We start from the raw sequence: 20,879 nt of genomic DNA on the forward strand, positions 1-20,879 counted from the left end.
GAGTCCCTCGCGGGCTGACCCTCTGCCCCTGCCCCCGGCCCATGGTCGTCATGTGCCGTCGGCCGGCCCGTCTGCAGCGGGGCGTGCGGCGGGACCTCCGACCCGGTCGGGCGCGGCTCGTTCGGGTCCGTCCGGGCGACACGCCGTCCGGTCGGCGCAGACCTGGCGGAAGGACTTGTGATGCGTGCCGAAGAGGAGTCGACTGGGGCCAGCCGGCTCCGCGACCGGAGCCGGTCCAGCGGATCGAGGAGGCGCGATGTCGACCAGCGTGGAGTCGGAGGCGCAGACCGTCGGGAAGCCCGACGGCCCGCAGACACCGGCAGCCGTCACAGCGAGCGCAGCGGTGTCCGCACCGCTCACCCATGTGTGGGAGGTGCTCGTGAGCCCGGCCGGCTCGCAGGCCCTGCTCGGCGACGGTGCGGTGCTCGGGGCCAAGGGCGAGCCGTACCACTGCGAGGACGGGACCTACGGGGTCGTCCGCAGCTACCACCCCCTGGAGCAGCTACGGGTCTCGTGGCACTCCGCGCCGGACAGCCCGGCGACGATCGTCGAGGTCGACCTCCGCGCGGACGGCGACACCACGGTCGTCGACCTCAGCCAGACGCATCTGCACGACGGCCTCGACCTCGCCGCGCTCGAGGAGCGCTGGACGCAGGCCCTGGCCTCGGTCGCCGGCGCCGCGCAGGCCTGACCCGCGGCGCCGTCCTGACGTCGCCTCGCGGGCCCGGTCCTCGACAGAGCAACGGCCCGGACGACGTCGCAGCCGCCTCCTGACCCGGGGAGCGGTGACCGCCGGCACGGTCGCCCTCCCCGGTCGGGAGGCCGGTGCGCTCGGGCTCAGAGGTGCTTGAGGGCCTCGCGCCGTGCGAGCGGGGTCAGCTCCGGGTGGTCCTCGCAGAACTGCCGGACGGCGTCCGGCCGGTGCCGCGCGTGGGTGCGCAGCGCCCAGCCGATCGCCTTGGCCACGAAGAACTCGCGGTCGTCCGCGTGTCGTGCGCACAGCTCGAGGAGCAGTGCCTCGTCGGTGGCCCGGCCGTAGCCGAGCTGGTGGATGATCGCCGAGCGCACGAGCCACGGGTCGTCGTCCTCGACCCACGCGCGCATCGTCGCGACGAGCCCGGGGTGCGCCGCGACGAGCGGTCCGACGGCGACCGCGCGCAGGCTGTCCACGGTGTCCCACCACTGCTTGCTCGTGAGCAACGGCAGCACTGCCGTCGTGAGGAAGCCGGGGCCGAAGCGGTGGGCGCGCCGCGGCGTCCCGAGGAAGCGGCCGAGCAGGTCGCACGCCGCGTACTGGTACTCCCGGCCGGCGAGCCGCCACAACTGGCCCGTGGCCGCAGCGAGCTCCTCGGGCGAGGGCTCGGGCAGGTCGCCCCACGACTCGGCGAGCAGTCCGCGCCGGCGCGGGGTCGGGATCCCGATGAACGGGAACCGGTCGCGCATGTACGCGCTCATGTCGCGCGCGCGGCCGGCGTCGCCGGCCGGCTCGAGGACGAGCATCGAGCGGACGACGACCTCGTCGACCCAGCCCAGGGCCGCGGTGGGGCGCTCTGCCACGTCGACCACCGTGCCACGCGCACGCGGTGCGGTCACGAGCGCAAGGTCCGCCCCGTGCACGTCGCTGTCCGTGCCGTCCATGCCCATCTGCGGTCCGACCTCACCCTCACGTGATCCCTGACCGTCACTCTAGAGAGTCGCGTGGTCACATGTGGTGAGTTCGAGTGGAGACACCGAGGGTCGTTCGACACCGTGCCCGCCGTGCCCGGCCCGGTGCGGGCGTCGCCGCTAGAGCCAGTCGCGCCGCTTGAAGACCGCGTAGAGGCCGCCGCTCAGGCCGACCATGACGAGCAACGACGTCCAGAAGCCGCTCGCGTGGGCGAAGCCGGGATAGGGCACGTTCTGCCCGTAGAACCCCGTGACGGCCGTCGGGACGGCGATGATCGCCGCCCAGCTCGTGACCTTCTTCATGATCCCGTTGAGCCGGTTGCCCTGGATCGTCAGGTTGGTCTCGAGGATCGTGCCGACGAGGTCGCGCAGCGACTCGGTCCACTCCGTCGCCCGCAGCACGTGGTCGTAGACGTCCTGGTAGTACGGCGCCATCGCCTCGTCGACGACCTGCAGGTCGCGTCGCAGGAGCGAGTTGACGACCTCCCGCATGGGCAGCACGACCCGGCGGGCGAGGACGAGCGACTTGCGCAGCTCGAACGAACGCCGCTGCACCTCCGCGGAGTGCGGGCGCTCGTCGAAGAGCAGGTCCTCGAGGTCCTCGATCTCGTCGTCCAGCCCTTGCACGGTGGCGAAGTGGCTGTCGACGACGACGTCGAGCAGGCCGTGGAGGAGGAACGCGACGCCGTGCTTGGCGAGGTCCGGCGAGGAGTCCCAGCGCTCGACGACCGCGTCGACGTCGAAGCCGTCGGCCGGGCGCACCGTGACGAGCGCCTGGGACGTGACGAACGCGAGGACCTCGTCGACGCCGATCCGGCCGGTGGCGCGGTCGAGCTCGACGCCGTACGCCGCGATGAACAGGTGGCTCGCGTACCGGTCGAGCTTGGGTCGCTGGCGGGCGGAGACGGCGTCCTCGACGGCCAGCCCGTGCAGGTCGAGCTCGCGGGCGACGAGCTCGAGCTCGGCGGCGGGCGCGTGGCACAGGTCCGCCCAGACGACGGCCGACGGGTCGGACAGGTGCTCGGAGATCTCCTCGAGGGGGAAGTCCTCGGCCTCCAGCACCCCGCCGCGGTACAGCCGTGTGCGCGCCACACGCCCACGGTAGCGCCGGGGTGTCACGCCACCGGGCGACGTCCGGCCCGGATCGGGCTGGACCCTCACGCGACGTGACGCCCTAGCGTCGTCCCCGCGGCCGGACGACGGCCGGGGACGAGGCGGGAGGCGGCATGGACGGCACGGACGGCACGGACGGCACGGAAAGCGCCCCGGACGGGCGTGGGCTGCCCGTCGGCGAGGTCGCCCGGCTCGCCGGGGTCACGGTGCGGACGCTGCACCACTACGACGAGATCGGGCTGCTGCGCCCGCGCGGCCGCACGGCGGCCGGGTACCGGCTCTACGACGCGCAGGACCTGCTGCGGCTGCAGCGGGTGCTCGCCTACCGCGAGCTCGGGTTCTCGCTCGAGGAGGTCGCCCGGCTGCTCGCGCCGGGCGCCGCGGACGGCGGGACGGCGTCCCCGGACGACGAGCTGGCGCTGCTGCGGCGCCAGCGGGACCAGCTCGCAGCACGGATCGAGCGGCTCCGGACGGTGCTGCTCGCGGTCGAGACGACGATGGAGGCACGGACCATGGGCATCGAGCTCACCCCGCAGGAGATCCTCGAGGTCTTCGGCGACGACGACCCCACGCAGTACGCCGACGAGGCGGCCGAGCGCTGGGGCGACACGGACGCGTACAAGCAGTCCCAGGCCCGGGCCCGCGCGTACGGCAAGGCGGACTGGGCGCGGATGAAGAGCGAGCAGGAGGCGTGCACCACGGCCTACGCCGACCTGTTCCGGGCCGGTGCGGCCCCGACGGGCCCGGAGGCGATGGATGCGGCGGAGGCGCACCGGCAGCTCGTCACCCGGTGGTTCTACGACTGCGACCACACGATGCACCGGGGCCTGGGCGACATGTACGTCGACGACCCGCGCTTCACCGCCTACTACGACGCGCACGCCCCCGGCCTCGCCGCCTGGGTGCGCGACGCGGTGCACGCGAACGCGGACCGCGCGCAGGCCTGACCGTGCCGGTCGGTGCGGGCGTCAGCCGCCCAGGGCCGCCGTCGCCGCACCGCAGGACCGGGCGGGGGCCGGCCGCGCGCCTGCGTTGACCCGGGAGAGGAACGACCGCGCGACGGGGACCGCGGCCCCGGCCCCGGAGCCGCCGCGCTCGACGACGACGGCGAACGCGAGGTCGCGCTGGTAGCCGGTGAACCAGGCGTGCGCGCCGACCGGCTCGGGCTCGCCGTACTGCGCGGTCCCGGTCTTGCCGGCGACGGCGGCGCCCGCGGCCGACCGCAGCGCGCGCGCCGTGCCGGACCGGACGGTCTCGCACATGAGCGCCCGCAGGGTCGCGACCCGGGCCCCGTCGAGCGGCGGCCCGGTGACCGGGGCGGGCGCCCCGGTGCCGAGCAGCAGCGTCGGTGCGCGGTACCGGCCCTCGGCGACCGTCGCGGACGCCAGCGCCATGCTCAGCGGGCTCACGACGACCTCGCCCTGGCCGATGAGCGACGCGGCGTGGACGGCGGTCGTCCGGGTCGGTGGCACGGAGCCGGAGAACGCGCCGAGCCCCAGGCTCGGCACCGGGACACCGATCCCGAGGTCCTTCGCGGCGGTCTGCAGGTCGCGGTCGCTGACCTGCGCCCCGAGCCCGGCGAACGCCGTGTTGCAGGACGTCGCGAACTGCCGGGCGAGCGACGCCCGCCCGTGAGGACGACGGTCGGCGTTGCGGAAGACGTTGTCGCCCACGGTGATCGAGGCCGGGCAGTCGTAGCGCTCGGCGACCGTGCGGCCGTGGCCGGTGAGCGCCCAGGTCGTGACGATCTTGAACGTCGAGCCCGGCGGGTAGGCGCCGAGCAGCGGGCGGTCCCACTCCTCGGTGACGTTGCTCGCGACCGCGAGCACGTGCCCGGAGCGGCGGTCGACGGCGACGAGCGAGGTCCGGCCGCCGGCGCGGTCGACGGCCTGCTGGGCGGCGGCCTCGACGCGGGCGTCCAGGGTCAGCCGGACGGGCGTCCCGGGGGCCGGCCGGCCGAGGACGGCGAGCACGGCACCGCCGGGGCCCGCGTCCGCCGCGACCGGGCGCGGCGCGAGGGTGCCCTCGCCGGGCAGCGGGACGACGACGACGCGCTGGCCCGGTGTCCCGCGCAGCCGCCCGTCGTAGGACCGCTGCAGGCCCGTCGTCCCGACGAGCTCGCCCGGGACGATCCGCCCGCCGGACGCCCGCGCGGTCGCCTCGGTCGCGGGCAGCGCCTCGCCGAGCAGCGCCCGGCCGTACGTCGGCGTGCGGGGGACCGCGGCCGGCGTCCGCGTCGCCGTGACCCCCTTGATCCGCAGGGCCTCGCTGCTCACCTCGCGCCAGCGCGCGGTCCGCAGCATCGCGACCTCGACGGTCGTGCCGCGCCGCACGGAGCCGACCTTCGCGACGAGGGCCTTCGGGCTGACGCCGGTGAGGCGCGCGAGGCGCTGGATGTCGCCGCGGGGCCGGATGAGCGCGTTCGTCGCGTAGCGGACGCGGACGACGGTCACGGTGCTCGTCAGCGGTTCGTCGCGGGCGCCGAGGATGGCGGCGCGGGCGCCCTGGACGCGCTCGGTGAGCAGGGCGCCGTCGGCCGTGAGGGCGGGGTGCACGGTCTGCGGCGACCAGACGACCCGCCACCGGCTGCCCCGCTCGCGCAGGGTCACCGTCGTGTCGTAGGCCCAGGTCCGGCCGCCGTCCACGGTCCACACGACGTGTGCCCGCTGGGTCGCCGTCCGCCCGTCCGCACCGCGGCGCAGCACAGGGGAGCCGACGAGCGCGACGTCGGAAGGGCTGTCCGGGGAGCGGGTCGTCAGGCCGGCGGTGACCGCCCCGGCGTGCCGCGCGACCGCCGCGGAAAGGGCGTCGGCGTCCGCCGCCGGGGCGCCGCCCGTCGTCGAGCCGCGGTCGTAGGTGACCCGGTCGAGGCGGCTGCCCTCCCAGGCCCGGGCGAACGCGGACGCGGCCTGCTGCACGCGCTGACGGGTCATCCAGTCGCCGATCGCGCCGTGGTAGACCGCCGCGGCCAGCCCGAGCAGCGCGACGAGCGCGATGGCGACACCGGCGAGGACGTCGTCCCGCAGCCGGCGGGGCGGCGCGGACCCCGGGCCGTCGCCGCCGTCGGCGCGGTGCTCGGCCCACGCGTCGCTGCCGTCGCCGCCCGCACCGCCGGACGCCGGTGGCGGTGCCGCCGGGTCGGCGGGGCCGCCGTCCGGTCGGTCCGTGTCGTCGTCCGGTACCGCGGCGCCCGCCGTGGGGTCGTCCTCGACGACGCCCTCGACGACGCCCTCGACGACTCCCTCGACCACGTTGCTGCCCGCGGGCGCGGTGCCGACGACGGTGACGCCGACCTTGTCGGCCGCCGCAGCGGCCCGCCGGACGTCCTCGGCGGACGGCGACCGGTCCGGGACGGCGCCCCCGGGCTGCGGCACCGGGGAGCCCGTGAGCCGGTCGGGGGACTGCCAGGACTGTGACCACCGCGACGGCGGCCCCCACGCGTAGGAGCGCCCCGACCGGTCGGCGGCACGCCCCGGGGACGGCAGCAACCGGTCGAGGAGGGCACCGAGGAGGGTGCTCGCCTGCGACGCCACGGTGCCCTCCCGAGATCCCGGCGGACCGGCGGACCGGCCCACGAACGGCGGACCGGGGCGACGCTCCGCGACGGGGCGTCAACGGTCCGGGGTGAATGATCACAGTGCGTGCAGTCCGCAGGCAACACATACCAGCAGATCGTCGTGCGATCGCGACCCGGCGGTGCCGGTCGGCCGCCGGCGGCCGCCGGTCTGTCACCGGCGGGTCGCCGGTCGGGCGCAGGACCGTCGCCGGTCGTGCCGCGGGGGAGCGGTCCTTAGGCTGGGGGCATGCCCGCGCTCCGCCTGGTCCTCAACATCCTGTGGCTCGTGCTCGTGGGGTGGGCGTCCGCGCTCTCCTTCGCGATCGCGGCGCTCGTCATGACGATCCTCGTCGTGACGATCCCGTTCGGCATCGCGTCGTGGCGGCTCGCCGTCTACTCGCTGTGGCCCTTCGGGCGCACCGTCGTCCCCAGCCCGACCGCCGGGACGGCGAGCACGCTCGGCAACGTCCTGTGGTTCGTCCTCGCCGGGGTCTGGATCTTCCTGTCGCACATGGGGGCGGCCATCGCCTTCTGCGTGACGATCATCGGGATCCCGTTCGGTGTCGCGGCGTTCAAGATCGGGCTCGCGGCGCTCGCGCCGCTCGGCAAGCAGATCGTCGACACCGACCGGCTCATCGCCCTCTGACCCGGCCGGCCGGGCGGCGCCGGGTCAGGGCGCCTTCGCCGGGCTGTTGACGACGGGCGGCAGCGCCGACCAGGGGAACTCGATCCACCGGTCCGTGCGGCGCCAGCTGTAGTGCGGCCGGACGACGCTCGCGGGCTTGTCGTAGATCACCGCGCTGCGCACCTCGGCCACGTGCCGGCCGACGAGGTCGAGGACGAGCTCGAGGGTGCGGCCGGTGTCGGCGACGTCGTCGACGAGGAGCGCCCGGGACCCCGCGAGCTGGGAGAGGTCGAAGATCGGCGGCAGGATCACCGGCTCGTCGAGACGCGCGTCGACGCCGGTGTAGAACTCGACGTTCAGCGTGCCGACGACCTTCGCGCCGAGCGCGTAGGCGATGCCGCCCGCGATGGGCAGGCCCCCGCGTGCGATGCCGAGCACGAGGTCGGGGACGTAGCCGTCGTCCGCGACCTGCTGGGCGAGGTCGCGCACGGCCGTGCCGAAGAGCTCCCAGGTGAGGATCTCGCGCGCGGGCGTCGTGTCGACGGCTGCCGTGGTCATCGGGTCTCCCTGCGGTGGCCGGCCGCGGCCGGTGATCCGGGTCGTCCCGGCCAGCGTCCCACCCGGGCGGCCCCCGTAGGTGTCGGCGCTGTGACAAAAGCCGGGGTCCGGGCCCGGGAACACAGCTGCAGCGATGTGCGTTACCGATATATCGTCAACGCATCGACATGGAGGCATCATCATGAAGCGACCGTTCATCCCCCAGTTCGCCGGCCCGTTCGGCGGACGCCCCTTCCCGGCACCCTTCGGCCGCCCGTCCGGCATGTTCTCCGGTCCGCACCGGATGGCCCACGAGCCCGGTGACGAGCACGAGCACGGCCACGAGCACGGCCGCGGTCGCGGTCCCGGTCGTGGTCCGCGCGGCGGCCGTCGCCGCGGCGGTCCCGGCTTCGGTGCCGGCTTCGGCCCGGGCTTCGGTCCGGGTTTCGGCCCCGGCGGTCCGGGCTTCGGCCCGGGCGGCCCGGGTTTCCCGCCGGGTGGTCCCGGCGGGCCCGGTGGCCACGACGGCCCGCCCTGGCGGCACCGTCGGCGGCGGCGCGGCAACGTCCGGGCCGCGATCCTCGCCCTGCTCGCCGAGGAGCCCCGGCACGGCTACTCGATCATGAACGAGCTCGCCGAGCGCAGCGGCGGCCTCTGGCGGCCGAGCCCCGGCTCGGTCTACCCGGTGCTGTCCCAGCTCCAGGACGAGGGGCTCGTCGCCGTCTCGGACGCCGAGGGCCGGCGGGTCTTCTCCCTCACCGACGCGGGCCGCGCCCACGTCGAGGAGCACGCCGAGGACCTGCACGAGCCGTGGGTGGTCGCCGGCGAGGGTCCGCGCGAGCGGGTCCAGCGGCTCATGCAGGGCATGGCCGGCCTCGGCGCGGCCGTCGAGCAGGTCGCCCGGCTCTCGGACGACGCCCAGGCCGCCCGCGCGACCGAGGTGCTCGACGAGGCACGCCGGGCGATGTACCGGATCCTCGCGGGCGACGAGCCCGCGGGCCCGCCGGAGCCCGAGGAGCGCTGACCCGGCAGCGGTGGCGGCGCCGGTCCGTGCGTCGACGGCCCGTGCGGTGCCGGCCCCTGCGGCCGGGCTGCACGCGTCGACGCGCACCGGGCTGCGCGGCTCCGTACCCTCACGGGGTCAGGCCGGGGACGACGACCACGCCGTCCCCGGCGTACCCGTGCCCGGACCCCGCGGTCCGGCACCGCAGGAGGAGGAACCCGCGTGCGGCTGCTCGTCATCGGAGGGACCCGGTTCGTCGGCCGGCACATCGTCGACGCGGCGCTCGCCGCCGGCCACGAGGTGACGCTCTTCCACCGCGGCGCCGCGGACGACCCGTTCCCGCAGGCCGAGCACCGGCACGGCGACCGCGACGGCGACCTGGCGGTGCTCGCCGAGGGCGAGTGGGACGCGACGATCGACGTCTGCGCCTACGTCCCGCGCCAGGTCCGTGCCCTCGGCGACGCCCTGGGGCTGAGCGGCGGCCGCGGCGGCCGCTACGTGCTCGTGTCGTCCGTCTCGGTCTACGCGGACGCCGAGGGCCCGGGGGCCACCGAGGACGCACCGCTCGCCGTCCTCGAGGACGAGGACACCGAGGAGGTCACCGGCGAGACGTACGGCGGCCTCAAGGCGCTGTGCGAGTACGCCGCCGTCGAGGTCTTCGGGACCTCCGCCCTCGTCGTGCGCCCGACGTACGTCGTCGGGCCGTACGACCCGACCGGCCGCTACACCTACTGGGTGCAGCGCCTCGCCCGCGGCGGCGAGGTCGTCGCCGTCGGTCCGCGCGAGCAGCCGATGCAGGTCGTCGACGGCCGCGACCTCGGGGCGTTCGTCGTCCGGCTCGTCGAGGACGGCGCGAGCGGGGCCGTCCACGTCGCCGGACCGCGCAGCCCGTACACCCTCGAGGACCTGCTCGAGGAGACCCGGGCGGCCGTCGCCCCAGAGGGCACGACGATCACCTGGGTGGACGGCGCCGCGGCGGCCGCCGCCGGGGTCACGCCCGCGGACCTGCCGCTGTGGCACGGCCCCGACCTGGACTGGCTCGGTGCCGTCGACCCGGCCGCGGCGTTCGCGCGCGGCTTCGCCCCGCGGCCCGTCGGCGAGACCGCCGCGGACGTCCTCGCCGAGCGTGAGGTCACTCCGGTCCCCGACGGCACGGGGTTCTCCCCGGAGCGTGAGGCGGAGCTGCTCGAGGCCGCGGAAAGCCTTTAGTCCCAAGGCGTCCCGGGCCGACCGGGCCAGAATCTCCAGTGCGGCTCGAAGCCGGCTCACCCAGGAAGGTGACCTAAAGCCACGAACCACCCCGACAGCCCGGCGGCGTCTGGGGCGGACAGGCGAAGGCCCTGGTGAGTCAACCGGCTTCGGGCCGCACAGTCTTGTGCGGCCGGGCCCGGTCGGGGCGGTCGGGCCCGGCCGCTCAGGCGGGCGGGCGCACCGCCGGCATCCTGCGACCGGCCGCGGCCCGCGCCGCGCGCGCGGCCCGCCGGCCGGCCTCGTCGAGGTGCTCGACGAGCAGGTCCAGCGCCCCGGTGACCGCGGGCCGGGACGCCGTCCTGACGACCGCCTTGGGCGCGACCTGGGCCAGCCTTTCGTGGACACCGTCGACGAGGGGGCCGGCGTCCGTCTCGAGCACCCCGCCGCCGAGGACGACGACGCTGCCCGTCGTGAGCCGGCCGCTGCGGTCCAGCGCCATGTGCGCCGTGAGGGCCAGCTCGGCCGCCTGCCGGTCGAGGAGCTGCAGCGCCACCGAGTCGCCCGCGGAGGCCGCACGCATGACGACGGGCGCGATGTCGGCGATCCGCCAGCGGGAGAGCTCGCCGCGGCGCAGCGCGCGGGCCACCGAGGCGCACGAGGGGTGGCCGAGCGCGAGCGGGGCGAGGCGCTCGAGCATCGTCGGGACCCCGCGGCCGTCACCGGCGCGGGCCGCCCACCACAGCGCCTCCTCGCCGAGGCCGACGCTGCCGCCCCACTCGCCGCCCACCCGGCCCAGCGACGGGAAGCGCTGCCTGAGCCCGTCGTGGGACGACGCGCACCCGGTGACGGCGCCGCAGCGGACCGCGACGCCCTCGCCGCCCGGGGCACCGGCGTACAGGAGTGCGAGCGCCGGGTCGTCGACGACGATCTCGCGGGCCTCGACGACCTCGGCGAGCGCCTCGGAGAGCTGGTCGGCCTCCTCGTCGAGCTCGAACCCGCTGACGAAGACCCCGAGGCCGGCCAGCCGCAGCCGGCCCCCGTCGGCGAGCCCGGCCGCTCCTGCGGTGCGGGCGAGCAGGGCGGCGACGTGCCGGGCGGCCTCCCGGTGGCCACCGGGCTCGGCCCCGTCGCCAGGGCCGGAGAGCGTCGAGAGGATCTCGCCGGTGCGGCTCGCGAGGACCGCCGTGAGCCCCTCCGGGCCGCCCTCGACGGCGGCGACGACCGCGTCCCCGGCGGCGCTCACGTGGCGACCTGCTCGGTGGCCCGGCCGACCCGCTCGAGGAGCAGGTCGCGGGCGAGCCGGGTCGCGACGGTCCGGCCGCCGGCGAGGACGGCGTCCGGTCCGGAGCGCGGGCCGCGGACGTGGCCGAACCACCGGCCCCGCGCGCGCAGGTCGGCCTCCACGAGGTCCGCCAGCATCGCCCCGCCGCTCGCACCGCCGGGGCCGCCGAGGACGACGAGCGCGGGGTCCAGCACGCCGATGACGGGCTCGAGGGCGTCGGTGACGAGGGCGGTCACATCGGCGAGGAAGGCCCGCGCACCGCGGCCCCGCTCCTCGCTGCGGGCCAGGACGACGGCCTCGGTGAGCCCGTCCGGCCCCGCCGTCAGGGCGTAGCCGGCCGCGAGGCTCTCCAGCCCGGCGCCGCCGAGGACCGCCTGCAGGTCGCGGCGGCCGTCGCCCTGCGGCGGCCGGGCCCGCACGTAGCCGATCTCGCCGGCCCGCCCCGTGGCGCCGCGATGGACGACCCCGCCGACCTCGACGGCCAGCCCGACGCCGTCCCCGAACCACAGGAGCACCGTGCCGTCGCGGACGGCCTCCGGGTCCGCCGCCTGCTCGCCGACGAGCGCGAGGTTGGCGTCGTTCTCGACGACGACGGTGACGCCGAGCCGGCGGGACAGCGTGCGGGACAGCGCCGGCCCGGCCCAGCCGGGCAGGTGCTCGGCGTTCGCGAGCCGGTCGGTGCGCCCGTCGTAGGCGCTGCCGATGCCGACGACGACGTGCGCGAGGTCCGTCGCGGCGATCCCCGCGGACGGGCAGACCGCGGCGAGCAGGTCGCGCAGGGTGCGGGCGGCCGGCGTCCGCGCGCAGGTCGGCAGCGTCGCGGCGGCGACCGTGCGGCCGGTCACGTCTAGCACCTCGACGCGGGAGGTGTCCCGGGCGACGTCGACGGCGGCCGACAGGACGGTCCGCGGCGGCACGCCGTAGAGCGCCGCGTGCGGCCCGCGGCCCGCGGGCGTCGAGTCGCCGGTCGGTGCGACGAGACCCACGGCCTCGAGCCGGCAGAGCATGAGGGACGCCGTCGGCCGGGAGAGCCCCGTGAGGTCGCTGATCTGCTGGCGCGTCAGGGGGCCGCTGTCGAGGAGGACCTCGAGCGCGAGCCGGTCGTTGAGCGTCCGCAGCAGGCGTGGGCGGCCGGCCGGCTGGCCACGGTCCTCGCGCATCCTGCTCCGATCACGGGTGTCTGCGACGGCCGCCGGAGCGGGTCGCCGGTGGGACGGCGCGTCCCGGCCCCCGGGTGGACCAGACCCGGCCGGGACTCGAAACAAGGTTTCGTGATCGTGAGCATCGTGCCGGTCACCCGCCGTGTCAACGCGATCGGGCAGACATCGTCCGATGGGACGATGTTCGCAAAAATGTCAACGTCGCGTCACCGGGGCGTCGAACAAGGGGTCCGCAGGCCCGGTCGCGGGCCGGCGGAGGTCAGCCCTCGGCGAGGTTGCGCTGGACCCAGAGCGCGGCCGACGTCCGGTCGGCGACGCCGATCCGGCCGAACGCGTTCGTGAGGTGCGCCTTGACGGTGCGCTCGGAGATGCCGAGGACGCGCGCGATCTGCTTGTTCGCCAGGCCCTGCCCGACGAGCCGGAGCACCTCGGTCTCGCGGCCGGTGAGCTCGGTCGTCTGGGTCCGGGGCCGGTGCGTGAGCACGGTCCGGGCCACCCGCGGGTCGAGCGGGGCGCCGCCGGTGACGACGGAACGGATCCCCGCGACGAGGTCGTCCGGGTCGGTGTCCTTGAGCAGGTAGCCGACGGCCCCGGCGTCGAGGGCGTCGTGCACCCGCTCGGCGTCCGCGAACGACGTGAGGACGACGACCTGGACGTCCGGGTGCGCGGCGACGATCGAGCGGGTCGCCGAGACGCCGTCCGTCTTCGGCATCGACAGGTCCATGAGGACGACGTCCGGCAGGGTCGCGGCGACCACCTCGAGCGCCTCCGAGCCGTCCTGCGCGGTGCCGACGACCGTGAGGTCCTCGTGCGCCTCGAGGAGGGACACCAGGCCCGCCCGGACGATCTTGTGGTCGTCGACGAGAACGATCCTGATCACTACCAGCCCACCTCCACGCGGACACTCGTCCCGGCGCCCGCGGCGCTCGAGACCTCGAGCCGGGCCCCCGCGCTGCGCGCCATGTCGGCGAGCAGCGCGAACCCCAGGTGCGACCCGTCCTCCCGCTCCACCGGCTCGGCGAGCCGGTCGGCCGGAGGCAGCACGAACCCGTGGCCATCATCGACCACTTCGAGGGCCGCGGTGCGCGCGACGCGGTCGACGTCGACCCGCAGGTGCACCGTGGTCGCCGACGCGTGCTTGGACGCGTTGCGCACGGCCTCCTGCGCGACCCGGAAGAGCAGCGACTCCACGGTCGGCGGCAGGTCGATGCCGTCCGGGACGTCGAGCAGCACCGTCGTGCCCCGGGTGCGCAGCGGTGCGACGAGGTCGGTGAGCGCGCCGTCCAGACCGGCCTGCCGCAGCGCCGGCGGGTAGATCGAGACCAGGGTCGAGCGCAGGCTGCGCAGGCCCTCCCGGACCGTCGCGGCCGCGCCCGAGATCTCGCCGGCGAGGGTCTCGGAGCCGCTGCGGCGGGCCGTCGCCGCGGCGGCCGCGACGACGAGCGAGGCGCCGGTCAGGTCCTGGACGACGCCGTCGTGGAGGTTCGCCGCGATCCGGCGCCGCTCCTCGTCCGCCGCCGCGAGGGCCCGCTCGAGGAGCAGCTCGCGCTCCCGGCGGACGACCTCGAGCTGGGTCGTCGTCCAGCGGATGAGCGGCCACTGGGCGAGCGAGAGGAGCAGCGCCGTCCCGAGGGTCACCGGGGTGAACGTCTTGAAGATGTCGGCGGCCCGGTCGCTGACGCTGCTGAACTTCGAGTACGTCTCGAAGAGCAGGGTGTCGCCGTCCCGGGTCCAGATCGGCCGGTAGACCTCCAGGAGCGTGCCGAGGTTGCGCTCGTACTCGTTCTCGGGCTTGCCCAGCTCGGAGATCTCGGCGTCCGACTGGGACCGCTCGATGGCCTCCTTCTCCTCGTCCCCGAGCACGAAGGTGCGCTCGACGATCCGGGGCTCGTCGGAGTAGACGATCATCCCGTCCGGGCTCCAGATCTTCACCCGGACGAGGTCCGTCGACAGCACCCGGGTCTCGATGATCTTCCCGAGCTCGGCGCGGGCCGCGGCCCGCACGGCCGGGTCGTCCGAGACCAGCCCTGGCGGGACGTCGTCCGCCTGGAGCACGCTCTCGGCGAGGATGTTCGTCGCGCGCACCGCGTCGTTGATCGCCTCGCGGCGCGCGGCGGCCAGGGACAGCGCGATCCCGAGCCCGGCGAGGACCACGAACGTCGCGAGGTTGAGGGCGACGAAGCGCAGGAGGATCCGGCGCCGGGAGAGGCCGCGGACCGGGGTGGTCCGGGTGCCGTCGGCGAGCACCGCCCGGTCGACCCGGCCCAGTGCCAGCCCCATGGCCGGCGTGCCCGTGAGGGTCGCCTCCCAGCTCACCTCGGGGCGGCCCGACACGACGGGCCACGGCGCGAGGCCGGTGTCGCCGTCTGGGGTGTTCGCGGACATGCAGTCGCCCTCCGGGGTGTGGAGACTCCAGGGTGCCGTGCGGCGGCGACCGGTGGCGAGGTGTCCGAACGTTCTAGTACCGGCACGCAGGGTTCGTGTCACGCACGGTGGCGGTTCGCCACGCCCCGGTGGCGCAGTCCGGTCGGGGAGCGGCCTGGGACACTGGCGTCGTGCCGTTCCTGAGCCCGGACGACGACCGGCTGCGCCGCGCGCGCGAGACCGCCGACCGGCTGCGCGGCGAGGCGGACCTCGAGCGGCGGCTGGCCCGCGGCGAGCGCTCCGGGGGGCCACCGTCCGGGGCGGAGGCCCCGGTCCCGGCCGGGACGGCCGTGCGCGGCCGGGTCGTCGGCGGCGACCTCGCCGGCCCGCTCGCGGCGCTCGAGGCGGCCGGCTGGCGGCTGCTCCACGACGTCCGCCGGCGTGCCTCGCCGCTGGCCCGGCTCGACCACGTCGCGGTCGGCCCGCAGGGTCTCGTCGTCGTCCAGCAGGTCGTCTTCGAGGGCGTCGTCACGGTCGAGGACGGCGCGCTGCGCCTCAACTCCTCGTCCTACGCGTTCGAGACCCGGGAGGTCGCGACCGCCGCCGCCGGGTTGCTCGTCGGGCCGGCCGGCTTCCGGGGCCGGCGCGACGACCCGGACGGCGTCGCCGGCGTGCCGCTGCGGACGGTGCTGTGCGTCGTCCCGGCGGAGCCCCCGCCCGCGGTCGTCCGGCCGGGCGTGCACGTCGTCGGCCGGGCCGGGCTCGGGCCGCTCGTCGCCGACGCGCCCGCCGTCCTCGACCCGGACGCCGTCGCCCGCGTGCACGCGGCGCTGGCCCGGGCGCTGCGGGCCGGTGACGGACTGCGCCGTCCGCGGCACCCGCTGCCCGGCTGAGGACGACGCCCGGGGACGCAGCCCGGGACGCAGCCCGGCCCGCAGCCCCGGACGCACCCTGTGGACGACGCGGGCGGCGTCCGGCCCGGTCCGGCTACCGTGCCGATCATGACCGACGCCTACGCCGTCGACCCCCGGGCGCTGCTCGCCGCCGGGGAGGTCCTCGCGACGACCGCCCGCCTCGCGCACACCGCCCGGGGCACGGCCGCGCGGGCCGCGGCGGGGGAGGGGTGGGCGCTCGACGGCCCGCTGCCCGCCGCGGCCGACCGGTTCGCGGCGACCCTCGACGCGGCGCTCGCGCGGCTCGTCGACGACGCCCGCGAGGCGGGTGCGCTGCTCGCGCTCGCGGCGTCCCGGTACGCGCAGGCCGAGCAGGCGGCGACGGCGCCGGGCGGCCCGGGCGTAGCGTCCGGCGCGTCGCGGGATGCGTGGGCGGCCCCGCGGGGTTGACCATGGGGAGAGCAGGTCGGTCCGGTCACGTGACCGCCCGGATCCTGCCGGACCATGTCGAAAGGGTGTGACAGTGCTCGACCCCCAGGGCCTCTTCGAGCTCGACCCCGACCAGCCGTCGGCGGAAGAGCTCGGGACCCCGCTCCTCGTCCACGCCATGAGCGGCTTCATCGACGCCGGGCACGCCGGCCGGCTCGCCGCGGCGCACCTGCGCGACGGGCTCCCGAACCGCGTCGTCGCCCGCTTCGACCTCGACCAGCTCTACGACTACCGGGCCCGGCGCCCGGTCATGACCTTCGTGGAGAACCGCTGGGAGGACTACGAGGAGCCCACGCTCGAGCTGCTGCTCGTCCAGGACACCAAGGGCACCCCGTTCCTCCTGCTCACCGGGCCCGAGCCGGACGTCCAGTGGGAGCGGTTCACGGCCGCGGTCGCGGCCCTCGTGGAGCGCTACCGGGTGCGGGCCACGGTCGGTGTCCACGCGATCCCGATGGCCGTCCCGCACACCCGTCCCGTCGGGGTGACCGCGCACGCCACCCGGCCCGAGCTCGTCGAGGGCTTCCCGCCGTGGGTCGGCCGGGTCCAGGTGCCGGGCAACGTCGGCGGGCTGCTGGAGTTCCGGCTCGGGCAGGCCGGCCGGGACGCCGTCGGGTACGCCGTCCACGTGCCGCACTACCTGGCGCAGACCGAGTACCCGGAGGCCGCCAAGGCCCTCGTCCAGCACGTCGGCACGCTCGGCGGGCTCGACCTGCCGACCGCCGCGCTCGACGCGGCCGCGGCCGACGTCCGGGCCGCGGTCGAGTCGCAGATCGAGGACCAGCCCGAGGTCCGGGCCGTCGTCGCGGCGCTCGAGGAGCAGTACGACGCGTTCGTCGCCGGCCGCGGCCGCTCGCTGCTCGCCGACGAGACCGCGGCGCTGCCCACGGCCGACGAGCTCGGCGCCGAGCTCGAGCGGTTCCTCGCGGAGGAGAACGAGCGCCGGGGCCGCGGCGACGACTGACGGCCGGGCGCCTGCCGGGCGGCCCGCTCAGCCCTGCGCCGGGATCTCGTCCCGGCGCAGGGCGGCCAGGCCGCCGGCGACGAGCGGCTCGACGAGCAGCCCGATCCGGTCGAACCCGGCGCCGACGGTCTGGCCCTGGACGAACCGGTAGTGGATCCCCTCGAGGACGACCGCGAGCTTGAAGAACCCGAGCGCCGCGTACCAGGACAGGTCCGACACGTCGGTGCCGGTGCGCCGGGCGTAGTGCGCGACGAGCTCGTCGGCCGTCGGGAAGCCGGGCGCCGCCATCGCGTCGGAGACCGGGTCGCCCGGCGTCGAGGGCCGGTTCCGGTAGACGACGAGCAGCCCGAGGTCGGCGAGCGGGTCGCCGAGCGTGGCCATCTCCCAGTCGAGGACGGCGACGACGCGGCGCAGGTCGTCCGGGGCGACCATGACGTTGTCGAGCCGGTAGTCGCCGTGGATGACCGTCGGCGCCGGGGACACCGGGACCGCGGCCGCCAGCCCCTGCCGCAGGTCCTCGATGCCCGCCACGTCGCGGCTGCGCGAGGAGTCGAGCTGGCGGCCCCAGCGCCGGACCTGCCGTTCGAGGTAGCCGTCGGGCCGGCCGAAGTCCGCGAGGCCGTGCGCCTCGACGTCGAGCAGGTGCAGGTCGGCGAGGACGTCGACGAGCGCGCCGCCGAGGGCACGGACGTCGTCCGCCGACAGGCCCGCGAGGTCGCCGGTGTCGCGCAGGACGCGACCGTCGACGAGCCCCATGAGGTAGAACGGCGCGCCGAGCACGGCGTCGTCCGCGCACAGCGCGAGCGCCTCGGGCACCGGGACCGCGCTGCCCGCGAGCGCGCTGACGACCCGGTACTCCCGGCCCATGTCGTGCGCCGTCGCGAGGACGTGCCCGAGCGGCGGGCGGCGCAGCACGAAGGGGACACGGCCGCCGTCCACCCGGTAGGTGAGGTTCGACCGGCCGCCGGCGATGAGCGCGGCCCGCAGCGGGCCGTCCGCGAGGAGGTCCGGCCGGGTGCCGCGCAGCCACGTGGTGAGCGCCGCGAGGTCGACGCCCGGCGGGTCGGGGGGTGCGGCGTCGTGCGTCGGGGTCATGAGACGGACCTTAGCCATGTCTCGTCGGAGCCGGGAGCCTCGTCACACCCGGGAGGCGACGTCCTCGAGCACGTCGACGAGGGCGAGGCCGTACGCCTCCTCGGCGCTCGCGGCGGTGACGACGTGCTCGCGCGGGCCGGTCTCGGCGTCCGGCAGGGCGAGGACGACGGCCCAGTCGTCACCGTCCCGGCGCAGCGCGCGGAACAGCCCGCCGAGCAGGTCGCGGAGCTGGTGCTCGGCGGGCAGCCACAGCGCCTCGTGCTGCTCGACGGAGTCCAGTGCCCACTCAGTGGTGCCGTTGAAGCCGATGACGGTCGCGTTCGGGAACCGGTGGACCTCGACCGTCATGTCCGAGATGACGAAGACCTCCTCGTCCATGCCGCGGTCGGGCAGGACGAACCGGTCCCCGGGGGCCGGGGTCCAGCGCAGGCCGGCGAGGTCGAGGCGCCGGGCGGTCGCGACGGTGAGCACGGTCCATTGTCGGCACGGCCGCGGCCGGACGGCGACCCGTGGCCGCCCGGGCCGGGCCGGCGGCCGCGACGCAGGGCCGCTGGGACGAACGGGTAGCGGGCAGCACCTGCCGCTCAGGTGCCGGTCGACGGCTGCCGACGAGATCCCGGACGCCGAGGGACGGACGCCGAGGGACGGAGCTGACGGACGTGGTGCACCGACCGGGCCCCCGACGGGGGCTGGACCTGAGGCGACGGCTGGTCGTCGTCGCCGGGTTCGGGGTCGCGATGGCCGTCGTCTTCGGCGGCCTGGCCCTCGCGGGCAGCGCCCGCACCCTGGCGGCGCACGAGCAGGTCGACCGGCTCGAGTCCGTCCGGGCCGCGGAGCTGTCGATCGACGAGCTGTCCGAGTCGCTGCGCGGCGACGTCCTCGCGCACGTCGCGGGGATCGCGGCCGCGCCGCGCACCGCGCACACCGAGGACCTCGACGCGATCCGCCGGGAGGCCGCCCTGCTGCCCGGGTCGGCGCAGGGCTCCGGCGTCTCGCAGGACTCCCTCGCGACGGTCGCCGGGGCCGCGCTCGACCTCGCCGAGGAGACCGAGGCCCTGCTCTCGACGCCCGCGAGCAGCGTGACCGGCGCCGACCTGGCCCGGTTCGACGCCGCGAGCGCCCGGCTGGAGGCGCTCGTCGACCGGCACCGCACCGAGCTCGACGCCAGCGCCGCGGCCGCCGAGGTGGCCGCCGAGGGCCGCCGCCAGCACCTCACCTGGTTCCTCGTCGCGGTGGCCGTCGTCGGCCTCGGCTGCGTCGGTGCGGCCACGTGGTGGGTCGCGAACCGGACGGTCCGCTCGCTCGAGCGGCTCGGCCGGGTGGCCCGCAGCGTCGCCGACGGCGACCTCACCGCCCGGGTGTCGAGCGACGAGGCGAGCGAGATCGGCGACCTGGCCCGGGTCTTCGACGACATGGCCGAGGAGCTGGAGAACGCGTTCCTGCGACTGGCCCAGGAGCGGGCGCACCAGGAGTTCCAGGCCCGTCTGGACCGGGCGTTCGAGCACCTCGACTCCGAGGACGACCTGTCCGCCGTCCTCGCCCGGGCGATGTCCGTCGTCCACCCGTCGCTGCCGATGGAGCTGCTCGTCGCCGACTCCAGCGAGTCGCACGTCGCGCGGATGACCGTCAGCGAGAGCGCGGGCGCCGCGTGCTGCCCGGTGGACTCGCCGTGGGCCTGCCCGGCGGTGCGGACCGGCCGCACCCTCGTGCACACCTCGAGCGAGGACCTCGACGCCTGTCCGCGGCTGCGCGGGCGCCCCGACGGCCCGCACTCGGGGGTGTGCGTCCCGGTCGCGTTCATGGGCCGTTCGCTGGGCGTCCTGCACGCCGCCTCGCCGTCCGAGCGGACCCCGCCCGACGCGGTCGTGGAGAACATGCGCGTCCTCGCCGAACGCACCGGGTCGCGGCTGGGCACCCTGCGCGCGTTCGCCCGGGCGGAGCGGCAGGCCTCGACCGACGCCCTCACCGGGCTGGAGAACCGCCGCTCGTTCGAGGACCGGCTGCGCGGCCTGACGGCGTCCGGACGCGGGTACGCGCTCCTGCTCGCCGACCTCGACCGCTTCAAGCAGCTCAACGACACGTACGGCCACGAGACCGGCGACCGCGCGCTGCGCCTGTTCGCCGACGTGCTGCGCGCGACGCTGCGCTCCGGGGACGTCGTCGCCCGCTACGGCGGCGAGGAGTTCGTCGTCGCGATCCCCGACCGCGACGTCGAGGCCGGTCTGCAGGCCGCCGAGCGGCTGCGCGCGGCGCTCGCCGAGGCGGTCCTCGGCCCGGACGTCCCGACGTTCACCGTGAGCGTCGGCATCTCCGACTCGACGCTCGGCCCGACGCTCGCGGCCCAGCTCCGGGTCGCCGACGCCGCCCTGCTCACCGCCAAGCGCGAGGGCCGGGACCGGTGCATCGTCGGCACCGAGGGTGCGGGCAGCGTCCGGGAGGGCGAGCCGATCCTGCCCCCCGAGCAGCGCCGCTCCGAGGACGACCCGGCCGCGGTCGGCTGACGCGCCGCCGACCCGCCTCGCGGCTACCGGCCGCCGAGGACGACGCCGAGCAGCAGCGCCACGAGCGTCGCGACGAGGCCGACCGCGCCCCAGATCCCGGTCCAGGCCTTCGAGGCCGCCTTCTCGTGCGCGTAGGCCGCGGCCCCGGAGACGACGACGGCGACGAGCTTGGCGACGAGCACGCCGCCGCCCTCCTCGCCCTCCTCGGAGAGCTCGGCGATGTTCCAGGCCCCCGTGACGAGCAGGACGGCGAACGCCGGCCAGGCGATCCGGCGGAAGGCCCGGGCGGCCTTCTTCGGGGCCTCGCCCCCGACCTCGCGGAGCACGGGCAGCAGCGCGAGCAGGGTCAGCTGGCCGCCGACCCAGACCGTCGCGGCGAGGACGTGGAGGAACAGGCGGATCGTCTCGGGCGTGGACACGGCGCCATCCTGCCCGCCGTCCGGC

The 20,879-nt window shown here is 76.3% G+C and carries 20 protein-coding genes; 9 read left to right on the forward strand and 11 right to left on the reverse strand.

The window, feature by feature from the left end; genetic code table 11:
- Positions 1-256 precede the first annotated feature (256 nt).
- Positions 257-691: a hypothetical protein gene (locus ECOMGDLI_RS31240; RefSeq protein WP_198955346.1), complete on the forward strand. Its 435-nt coding sequence runs from the start codon at positions 257-259 to the stop codon at positions 689-691.
- 146 nt (positions 692-837) lie between these two features.
- On the opposite strand, the gene ECOMGDLI_RS31245 is transcribed toward ECOMGDLI_RS31240, so the two are convergent.
- Positions 838-1,557: a DNA alkylation repair protein gene (locus ECOMGDLI_RS31245; RefSeq protein WP_198955347.1), complete on the reverse strand. Its 720-nt coding sequence runs from the start codon at positions 1,555-1,557 to the stop codon at positions 838-840.
- Positions 1,558-1,785: 228 nt separating this feature from the next.
- On the reverse strand, positions 1,786-2,757 hold the full coding sequence (locus ECOMGDLI_RS31250; RefSeq protein WP_198955348.1) for a magnesium transporter CorA family protein: 972 nt from the start codon (positions 2,755-2,757) through the stop codon (positions 1,786-1,788).
- Between the two features lie 134 nt (positions 2,758-2,891).
- Here ECOMGDLI_RS31250 and ECOMGDLI_RS31255 point away from each other — a divergent pair, with 134 nt between their 5' ends.
- On the forward strand, positions 2,892-3,725 hold the full coding sequence (locus ECOMGDLI_RS31255) for a MerR family transcriptional regulator (protein WP_088320723.1): 834 nt from the start codon (positions 2,892-2,894) through the stop codon (positions 3,723-3,725).
- A gap of 21 nt (positions 3,726-3,746) precedes the next feature.
- Here the strand turns inward: ECOMGDLI_RS31255 and ECOMGDLI_RS31260 are convergent, their stop codons facing one another.
- Positions 3,747-6,311: a penicillin-binding transpeptidase domain-containing protein gene (locus tag ECOMGDLI_RS31260; protein WP_088320724.1), complete on the reverse strand. Its 2,565-nt coding sequence runs from the start codon at positions 6,309-6,311 to the stop codon at positions 3,747-3,749.
- Between the two features lie 270 nt (positions 6,312-6,581).
- Between ECOMGDLI_RS31260 and ECOMGDLI_RS31265 the strand changes: the two genes are divergently transcribed.
- Positions 6,582-6,980 carry a YccF domain-containing protein gene (locus ECOMGDLI_RS31265; protein ID WP_088320725.1) on the forward strand — a complete coding sequence of 133 codons (399 nt, stop codon included), beginning with the start codon at positions 6,582-6,584 and terminating at the stop codon, positions 6,978-6,980.
- A 24-nt stretch (positions 6,981-7,004) separates the two neighbouring features.
- Here the strand turns inward: ECOMGDLI_RS31265 and ECOMGDLI_RS31270 are convergent, their stop codons facing one another.
- Entirely contained in the window at positions 7,005-7,517 is a 513-nt protein-coding gene (locus tag ECOMGDLI_RS31270) for a phosphoribosyltransferase (RefSeq protein WP_088320726.1), read from the reverse strand.
- 181 nt (positions 7,518-7,698) lie between these two features.
- On the opposite strand from ECOMGDLI_RS31270, the gene ECOMGDLI_RS31275 reads away from it, so the two are divergent.
- On the forward strand, positions 7,699-8,520 hold the full coding sequence (locus ECOMGDLI_RS31275) for a PadR family transcriptional regulator (protein ID WP_088320727.1): 822 nt from the start codon (positions 7,699-7,701) through the stop codon (positions 8,518-8,520).
- A 201-nt stretch (positions 8,521-8,721) separates the two neighbouring features.
- A complete protein-coding gene (locus ECOMGDLI_RS31280; RefSeq protein WP_198955349.1) occupies positions 8,722-9,708 on the forward strand; it encodes an NAD-dependent epimerase/dehydratase family protein in 987 nt (328 codons plus the stop codon).
- 205 nt (positions 9,709-9,913) lie between these two features.
- Here the strand turns inward: ECOMGDLI_RS31280 and ECOMGDLI_RS31285 are convergent, their stop codons facing one another.
- The 4 genes from ECOMGDLI_RS31285 to ECOMGDLI_RS31300 form a co-directional block, all read right to left on the reverse strand.
- On the reverse strand, positions 9,914-10,933 hold the full coding sequence (locus ECOMGDLI_RS31285) for a BadF/BadG/BcrA/BcrD ATPase family protein (RefSeq protein WP_158221231.1): 1,020 nt from the start codon (positions 10,931-10,933) through the stop codon (positions 9,914-9,916).
- On the reverse strand, positions 10,930-12,132 hold the full coding sequence (locus ECOMGDLI_RS31290) for an ROK family transcriptional regulator (RefSeq protein ID WP_088320729.1): 1,203 nt from the start codon (positions 12,130-12,132) through the stop codon (positions 10,930-10,932). The genes ECOMGDLI_RS31285 and ECOMGDLI_RS31290 overlap by 4 nt, the downstream gene beginning before the upstream one ends.
- 259 nt (positions 12,133-12,391) lie before the next feature.
- Positions 12,392-13,012 (reverse strand): response regulator transcription factor, encoded by a 621-nt coding sequence (locus ECOMGDLI_RS31295; protein ID WP_088281891.1) that lies wholly within the window; start codon positions 13,010-13,012, stop codon positions 12,392-12,394.
- Positions 13,012-14,517, reverse strand: a complete 1,506-nt coding sequence (locus tag ECOMGDLI_RS31300) for an ATP-binding protein (RefSeq protein ID WP_088320730.1) — start codon at positions 14,515-14,517, stop codon at positions 13,012-13,014. The genes ECOMGDLI_RS31295 and ECOMGDLI_RS31300 overlap by 1 nt, the downstream gene beginning before the upstream one ends.
- A gap of 170 nt (positions 14,518-14,687) precedes the next feature.
- Between ECOMGDLI_RS31300 and ECOMGDLI_RS31305 the strand changes: the two genes are divergently transcribed.
- The 3 genes from ECOMGDLI_RS31305 (at position 14,688) to ECOMGDLI_RS31315 (ending at position 16,839) form a co-directional block, all read left to right on the forward strand.
- Positions 14,688-15,389, forward strand: coding sequence for a hypothetical protein (locus tag ECOMGDLI_RS31305; RefSeq protein ID WP_088320731.1), 702 nt, complete (start codon positions 14,688-14,690; stop codon positions 15,387-15,389).
- 108 nt (positions 15,390-15,497) lie between these two features.
- The gene (locus ECOMGDLI_RS31310) at positions 15,498-15,839 is read left to right on the forward strand and encodes a hypothetical protein (RefSeq protein WP_143448053.1); all 342 of its coding nucleotides are present in this window, start codon (positions 15,498-15,500) and stop codon (positions 15,837-15,839) included.
- Between the two features lie 73 nt (positions 15,840-15,912).
- Entirely contained in the window at positions 15,913-16,839 is a 927-nt protein-coding gene (locus ECOMGDLI_RS31315) for a proteasome assembly chaperone family protein (RefSeq protein WP_088320733.1), read from the forward strand.
- Positions 16,840-16,866: 27 nt separating this feature from the next.
- On the opposite strand, the gene ECOMGDLI_RS31320 is transcribed toward ECOMGDLI_RS31315, so the two are convergent.
- Both ECOMGDLI_RS31320 and ECOMGDLI_RS31325 read right to left on the reverse strand, forming a co-directional pair.
- On the reverse strand, positions 16,867-17,934 hold the full coding sequence (locus ECOMGDLI_RS31320; RefSeq protein WP_088320734.1) for a phosphotransferase family protein: 1,068 nt from the start codon (positions 17,932-17,934) through the stop codon (positions 16,867-16,869).
- Between the two features lie 42 nt (positions 17,935-17,976).
- Positions 17,977-18,405, reverse strand: coding sequence for a pilus assembly protein CpaE (locus ECOMGDLI_RS31325; RefSeq protein WP_088320735.1), 429 nt, complete (start codon positions 18,403-18,405; stop codon positions 17,977-17,979).
- Positions 18,406-18,593: 188 nt separating this feature from the next.
- Between ECOMGDLI_RS31325 and ECOMGDLI_RS31330 the strand changes: the two genes are divergently transcribed.
- A complete protein-coding gene (locus ECOMGDLI_RS31330; RefSeq protein ID WP_088320736.1) occupies positions 18,594-20,435 on the forward strand; it encodes a diguanylate cyclase in 1,842 nt (613 codons plus the stop codon).
- Positions 20,436-20,458: 23 nt separating this feature from the next.
- Here the strand turns inward: ECOMGDLI_RS31330 and ECOMGDLI_RS31335 are convergent, their stop codons facing one another.
- Positions 20,459-20,854: a hypothetical protein gene (locus ECOMGDLI_RS31335; RefSeq protein WP_088320737.1), complete on the reverse strand. Its 396-nt coding sequence runs from the start codon at positions 20,852-20,854 to the stop codon at positions 20,459-20,461.
- Positions 20,855-20,879: the final 25 nt, after the last annotated feature.

This window comes from Kineosporia sp. R_H_3 (assembly GCF_002198675.1).
Taxonomy (GTDB): Bacteria; Actinomycetota; Actinomycetes; order Actinomycetales; family Kineosporiaceae; genus R-H-3.